6 protein-coding genes are annotated in these 6,159 nt (G+C 73.4%); 3 read left to right on the top strand and 3 right to left on the bottom strand.

Translation table 11 applies throughout. From position 1 onward, the window contains the following. On the bottom strand, window positions 1-579 hold a 579-nt coding region (locus ACP4J0_RS32865), incomplete at its 3' end, for a DUF2510 domain-containing protein (RefSeq protein WP_426602366.1). A 253-nt stretch (window positions 580-832) separates the two neighbouring features. Between ACP4J0_RS32865 and ACP4J0_RS32860 the strand changes: the two genes are divergently transcribed. Beyond that, the gene (locus ACP4J0_RS32860) at window positions 833-1,252 is read left to right on the top strand and encodes an SsgA family sporulation/cell division regulator (protein WP_426602365.1); all 420 of its coding nucleotides are present in this window, start codon (window positions 833-835) and stop codon (window positions 1,250-1,252) included. A gap of 48 nt (window positions 1,253-1,300) precedes the next feature. Here the strand turns inward: ACP4J0_RS32860 and ACP4J0_RS32855 are convergent, their stop codons facing one another. After that, window positions 1,301-2,869 (bottom strand): FAD-linked oxidase C-terminal domain-containing protein, encoded by a 1,569-nt coding sequence (locus ACP4J0_RS32855; protein ID WP_426602364.1) that lies wholly within the window; start codon window positions 2,867-2,869, stop codon window positions 1,301-1,303. A 97-nt stretch (window positions 2,870-2,966) separates the two neighbouring features. On the opposite strand from ACP4J0_RS32855, the gene ACP4J0_RS32850 reads away from it, so the two are divergent. Further along, window positions 2,967-4,361 carry a tetratricopeptide repeat protein gene (locus ACP4J0_RS32850; RefSeq protein ID WP_426602363.1) on the top strand — a complete coding sequence of 465 codons (1,395 nt, stop codon included), beginning with the start codon at window positions 2,967-2,969 and terminating at the stop codon, window positions 4,359-4,361. Window positions 4,362-4,384: 23 nt separating this feature from the next. Here ACP4J0_RS32850 and hppD read toward each other — a convergent pair whose 3' ends face one another. After that, on the bottom strand, window positions 4,385-5,530 hold the full coding sequence (hppD, locus tag ACP4J0_RS32845) for a 4-hydroxyphenylpyruvate dioxygenase (protein WP_426602362.1): 1,146 nt from the start codon (window positions 5,528-5,530) through the stop codon (window positions 4,385-4,387). A gap of 124 nt (window positions 5,531-5,654) precedes the next feature. Here hppD and ACP4J0_RS32840 point away from each other — a divergent pair, with 124 nt between their 5' ends. Next, a complete protein-coding gene (locus ACP4J0_RS32840; RefSeq protein ID WP_426602361.1) occupies window positions 5,655-6,137 on the top strand; it encodes an Lrp/AsnC family transcriptional regulator in 483 nt (160 codons plus the stop codon). The last annotated feature ends 22 nt before the right edge of the window (window positions 6,138-6,159 follow it).

The raw sequence follows: 6,159 nt of genomic DNA, 5'->3' as shown, positions 1-6,159 counted from the left end.
GGGACCCGCGGCGCCGGACCGGGCGCCGCTCGGCGCCTGCGCACCGGCACCGTTGCCGGTGTCGGTGTCGGCACCGGCGTGCCGCCCCCCGGGGGCCTGCCCGTCCCGAGCGCCGCCGCCGGTCCTCGCACCGGGGATGCCGCCCGCGGCGGCGGGACCGGCCTCGGCCGCCGCTCCCCCGGCCGTTCCCGCACCCCGGGCGTGCGGGACCCTCGGATCCGTGCCCTGGGCGGGGCCCGGCCAGGCGACGCGCTGGTTCGGGTCACCGGCGAAGCCGGACTGGTGGGAGCGGTCGGCGCCCCAGGCCGTCGCGGGTTCCGGGCGGCTGCCGTGCGGGGACGCGGCGGCGGGCGGGTCCCCGACCGGGTCCTCGTCGAAGAAGTGCGGGCCGGTCTCCTCGACGGAGTGCCGCACGCCGGGCGGAGGCGCGAGCGGCTCGCCGTCCTTGGGGGCGGGCCGGCTCGTGCCCGGCACCCAGGAGGCGCCGTTCCAGTACCGGACATATCCAGGAATGGACGGGTCCGGGTAATACCCTTCGCGGGGCCTGTCGTCGCCGGGGGCCGGGGTTGGGGCGCTCATGTCCGTCGTCCCGTATCTGCTCGGGGGTTGATATGGGGGCTCAACATCTATCAGACGGGCGCAATCCGCACCGCCGGTCCCGCAGGACCCACCCCTTTCCGGGCAACCTCGTGCATGGATCTTCACTCCGGGGACAGAGGTGGGAGAAAAGTTCCGCGAACCCGCGTAACGCTCGCGGCCCCCGCCGCCCTCACTCGTGCGGGCCCGCTCCAGGCGGCCCGTGCGGACCCGTACGAGAGAGGACACCCCGGCCATGCACCCCCACCCCACCGTCGTGGAACGCGAGCTGGAGCTGCGGCTCATCCTGTCGCCCGAGCGCGGCATCCCGGTACCGGCCCTGCTCGGCTACCACACCGACGATCCGTACGCCGTCCACATCACCTTCCACCTCGGCTCGGTGCGGCCGGTGCACTGGACGTTCGCCCGCGACCTGCTGGTGGAGGGGGTGTTCCGGCCGTGCGGGCACGGGGACGTGCGGGTGTGGCCGTCGAAGGCTCAGGGCCGCGGCGTCGTGCTGATCGCGCTGAGCAGCCCCGACGGGGACGCCCTCCTGGAGGCGCCCACGGCACAGGTGTCGGCCTGGCTGGAGCGGACCCTGCGGGCGGTGCCGCCGGGCACCGAGGACGGGCAGTCCGGCATCGACGACGGGCTGGCCGAGCTGCTCGCCCGGTGAGGGGCGGCACGGCACACGGAACACCGCGCCGGAGCGGCTCGCCGCGTCTCAGAAGAGCTTGCCGGGGTTGAGGATGCCCAGCGGGTCGAAGGCCTGCTTGACCGACCGCTGCATCTCCAGGCCCACCGGGCCGATCTCCCGTGCCAGCCACTCCTTCTTCAGTACGCCCACGCCGTGCTCGCCGGTGATGGTGCCGCCGAGTTCCAGGCCGAGGGCCATGATCTCGTCGAAGGACTCGCGGGCCCGCCGGGACTCGTCGGGGTCGGCCGCGTCGAAGCAGACCGTGGGGTGGGTGTTGCCGTCGCCCGCGTGGGCGCAGACCCCGATGGTGAGGCCGTACTTCGCCGCGACGCGTTCGATGCCCTCCAGCATGTCGCCGAGCCGGGAGCGGGGCACGCACACGTCGTCGATCATCGTCGTGCCCTTGACGGCTTCGAGGGCGGTGAGGGACAGGCGGCGGGCCTGGAGGAGGAGTTCGGACTCGGCCGCGTCGTCGGCGGGTACCACCTGCGTGGCACCGGCGGCCTCGCACAGCGCGCCGACGGCGGCGAGGTCGGCGGCCGGGTCGGCGGTGTCGAAGGCGGCCAGCAGCAGTGCCTCGGTGGTCTCCGGCAGACCCATGTGGGCGAGGTCGTTGACCGCCTTGACGGTCGTACGGTCCATCAGTTCGAGGAGGGACGGCACGTGCCCGCCCTCCATGATCCGGCAGATCGCGTCGCAGGCGTCGGACGCGGAGGCGAACTCGGCGGCCAGCACCAGCTGCTCGGGCGGCTTGGGACGCAGGGCGAGGACGGCCCGCACGACGATGCCGAGGGAGCCCTCGGAGCCGACGAACAGGCGGGTGAGGTCGTACCCGGCGACGCCCTTGGCGGTGCGGCGGCCGGTGGACATCAGCCGGCCGTCGGCGAGGACGACGTCGAGGCCGAGGACGTACTCGGCGGTCACCCCGTACTTGACGCAGCACAGGCCGCCGGAGGCGGTGCCGATGTTGCCGCCGATGGTGCACGTCTCCCAGCTGGAGGGGTCGGGAGGGTAGTACAGGCCGTGTTCGTTCACCGCGCGGGAGAGGGTGGCGTTGACGACGCCCGGTTCGACGACGGCGACGCGGTCGACCGGGTTGATCTCCAGGATGCGGTCCATCCTGGTCAGGGAGAGCACGACGCAGCCGTCGGTGGCGTTGGCCGCGCCGGACAGGCCGGTGCGGGCGCCCTGCGGGACGACGGGGACGCGCAGTTCGGTGGCGGTGCGCATGACGTGCTGGACGTCCTCCACGGTGCGCGGCAGGACGACCACGGCGGGGGCGCCGGCCGGGCAGAAGCTCGCCATGTCGTTGGCGTAGGAGGCGGTGACGTCGGGGTCGGTGAGGACGGCCTCGGCGGGGAGGCCGGCGAGCAGCCGGTCGACGAGCGTGCCGGAGACCACGGCGGCCTGATCCGCCGTCGCCGGGTCCACCGTCGCCGGGTCCACCGTCGCCGGGTCCGTCGCGGCCGGTTCCGTCTCGGCCGGTTCCGTCGCGGCCGGTTCCGTCTCGGCCGGTTCCGCCGTGGCCGGTTCCGCCGTGGCCGGCTTCGCCGTGGCTGCGTCGTCTTCGTCGCGAGGCGCTTCGATACGGCTCATGATCACAGGTTGGCACTCGGGGCCATCGGTGTGAACCCGTCGACGGCATCCTCCGCAAGCCCGAGTGTGCTTGTCGTATGGGCGCACAGTAGGCGTCATGCAGATCGAACACGGGCGGCGAGCCCGCCGCCGCCGGGTGCTGATGGCCTCCGGCGCCGGGGCGGCCGTACTCGGCGGGGTCCTGGTGCTGCTGCCCCGGGGCGCGGGTGACGCGCCACCGCCCGCGCCGGGGCCGGCGGCGCTGGCGCGGGGCGCGGTGACCACGGGCGCGCCGGCCGCGCTGGGGGACCTGGCGGTGCTGATCGGCGACCGGGAGAAGCATCTGCGGGCGCATCCGCTGGACGGGTCGTCGTGGGCGGTGCTGGGGGCGGCGTACGTCGAGCGGGGCCGCCGGACGGCGGACACCGCGAACTGGCCGAAGGCCGAGAAGGCGCTGCGCACCTCGCTGAAGGTCGGGGCGGAGCGCAATCCGCAGGCCCTGGAGGGGCTGGCGGCGCTGGCGGTGGCGCGGCGGGACTTCCCGGCGGCGAAGAAGTGGGGGGAGAGCGCGGTGAAGGCGGCGCCGAAGCGGTGGACGGCGCACGCGGTGCTGATCGACGCGTACACGGGGCTCGGCGACCAGGAGGGGGTGGGGCGGGCCCTGGACAAGGTGCTGGAGCTGCGTCCGGACACGCCCGCCGTGGGGGCGCGGGCCGCGGCGGTCTACCGGGACCGGGGCTGGCGGGAGGACGCGGCGGCCCGGATCTCGGACGCGGCGGCGGCCGCCGGGACACCGGCCGAGCGGGCGGCGTATCTGGAGCAGGCGGGGCGGCTGGCGTTCGAGCGCGGGGACCGCCAGGAGGCGCTGCGGTTCTTCCAGGAGGCGCTGCGCACCGATCCCGACCAGCGGGCCGCGCAGGCCGGGCAGGGGCGGGCGCTGGCGTCGCTGGGCCGGACGACGGACGCGCTGTCGGCGTACCAGGCGGCGCTCGTCAAGCGTCCCGGTCCGGAGTACGCCCTGGAGCTGGGCGAGCTGTACGAGTCGCTGGGCCTCGGGCAGGCCGCGCGGGTCCAGTACGACCTGCTGCGGGAGCGGGTGCGGGCGGCCGAGGCGGCCGGGGGCGACGAGCAGCTGGTGCTGGGCCGGTTCGAGGCGGACCACGGGGACCCGGCGTCGGCGGTGCGGAGGCTGCGGGCGGAGTGGGGGCGGCAGCCGGGGACCGCGGTGGCCGACGCGCTGGGCTGGGCGCTGCACCGGGCCGGTGAGCACGGGGAGGCGCTGGAGTTCGCGACGATCGCGACGGACGGCGACAAGGGCGGCGGGGTGCGCAGCGCGCTGTACGTGTTCCACCGGGGGGTGATCGAGAAGGAGCTGGGGCGGTACGGGCCCGCGCGGCGGCATCTGCGGGAGGCGCTGATGATCAACCCGTACTTCTCGCCGCTGTGGGCGCCCGAGGCGGAGCGGGCGCTGGCGGAGCTGGGCGAGCCCTCCGTGGAGGACCCGCCCGCCTGAGCTCTGCCTTCGCAGAGCTGATGTCAGAGGTTGCCGCGCTTGGCCTGCTCGCGTTCGATCGCCTCGAACAGGGCCTTGAAGTTGCCCTTGCCGAAGCCCATCGAGCCGTGCCGTTCGATGAGCTCGAAGAAGACGGTCGGGCGGTCCTGGACCGGCTTGGTGAAGATCTGCAGCAGGTAGCCGTCCTCGTCGCGGTCGACGAGGATCTTCAGCTCGCGCAGCGTCTCGACGGGGACGCGCGTCTCGCCCGCCCACTCGCCGAGCGTGTCGTAGTACGAGTCGGGCGTGTCCAGGAACTGGACGCCGTTCGCCTTCATCGTGCGCACGGTCTGGACGATGTCGTTGGTGTTCAGCGCGATGTGCTGGACGCCCGCGCCGCCGTAGAACTCCAGGTACTCGTCGATCTGGGACTTCTTCTTGGCGACGGCGGGCTCGTTGATCGGGAACTTGACCTTGAGGGTGCCGTCGGCGACGACCTTGGACATCAGCGCGCTGTACTCGGTGGCGATGTCGTCGCCCACGAACTCCTTCATGTTCGTGAAGCCCATGACCTTGTTGTAGAAGCCGACCCATTCGTTCATGCGGCCGAGTTCGACGTTGCCGACGCAGTGGTCCACGGCCTGGAAGGTGCGGTGCGCGGGCGGCTCGACCATCGGCTCGGCGGCGGCGTAGCCGGGCAGGTAGGGGCCGTCGTAGCCGGTGCGTTCGACGAGGGTGTGGCGGGTCTCGCCGTACGTGGCGATGGCGGCGAGGACGACGGTGCCGTGCTCGTCCTTGACCTCGTACGGCTCGGCGACCGAGCGGGCGCCGTGCTCGACGGCGTAGGCGTGGGCGGCGCGCGCGTCCGGGACCTCGATGGCGAGGTCGACGACGCCGTCGCCGTGCTCGGCCACGTGCCGGGTGAGGAACTCGCCCCACTCGGTGGCCGGCTTGATGACGGAGGTGAGGACGAAGCGGGCGGAGCCGTTCTCCAGGACGTAGCTCGCGGTCTCGCGGCTGCCGTTCTCCGGTCCGGAGTAGGCGACCAGCTTCATGCCGAAGGCGGTGGAGTAGTAGTGCGCCGCCTGCTTGGCGTTGCCCACGGCGAAGACGACCGCGTCCATTCCCTTGACCGGGAAGGGGTCGGCCTGCCGGGCGGTGTCGGGAGTGTGGTGTGTGGTCTGCGTCATAGCCGCAGCGTCCCCCGCGTCTGCAAGGTGCGCAATAGTTCGCGCGTTCACTGGGCAACCTGACCAGTGACACGCCGGTGAGGGCGGGCGATCTGTACAGGATGACCAGCCGAGGGGGACGGGAATGGCGATCGACCGACTGGACGGGCGGATCATCGGGCTGCTGGCGCGGGAACCGCGGATCGGGGTGCTGGAGATGTCCCGGCGGCTCGGGGTGGCGCGCGGCACCGCGCAGGCGCGCCTCGACCGGCTTCAGTCGAACGGAGTCATCCGCGGATTCGGTCCCGAGGTGGACCCGGCGGCGCTCGGCTACCCGGTGACCGCGTTCGCGACGCTGGAGATCCGGCAGGGCCAAGGGGCCGACGTACGGGCCCACTTGGCGACCGTGCCGGAGGTGCTGGAGCTGCACACCACCACCGGCACGGGGGACATGCTGTGCCGGCTGGTGGCCCGCTCGAACGCCGATCTCCAGCGGGTGATCGACCGGGTCGTCGGTTTTGATGGCATCGTCCGGGCCGCCACGGCGATCGTCATGGAGAACCCCGTTCCGCTGCGGATCATCCCGCTGGTGGAGCAGGCGGCCCGCGACAACGGCAGCAACGACTGAGACCGGCCGACCCGGAGGTGAG

Source organism: Streptomyces sp. WG7 (genome assembly GCF_049975785.1).
Classification (GTDB): domain Bacteria; phylum Actinomycetota; class Actinomycetes; order Streptomycetales; family Streptomycetaceae; genus Streptomyces.
This window is presented reverse-complemented; position numbering and strand designations above follow the sequence as displayed.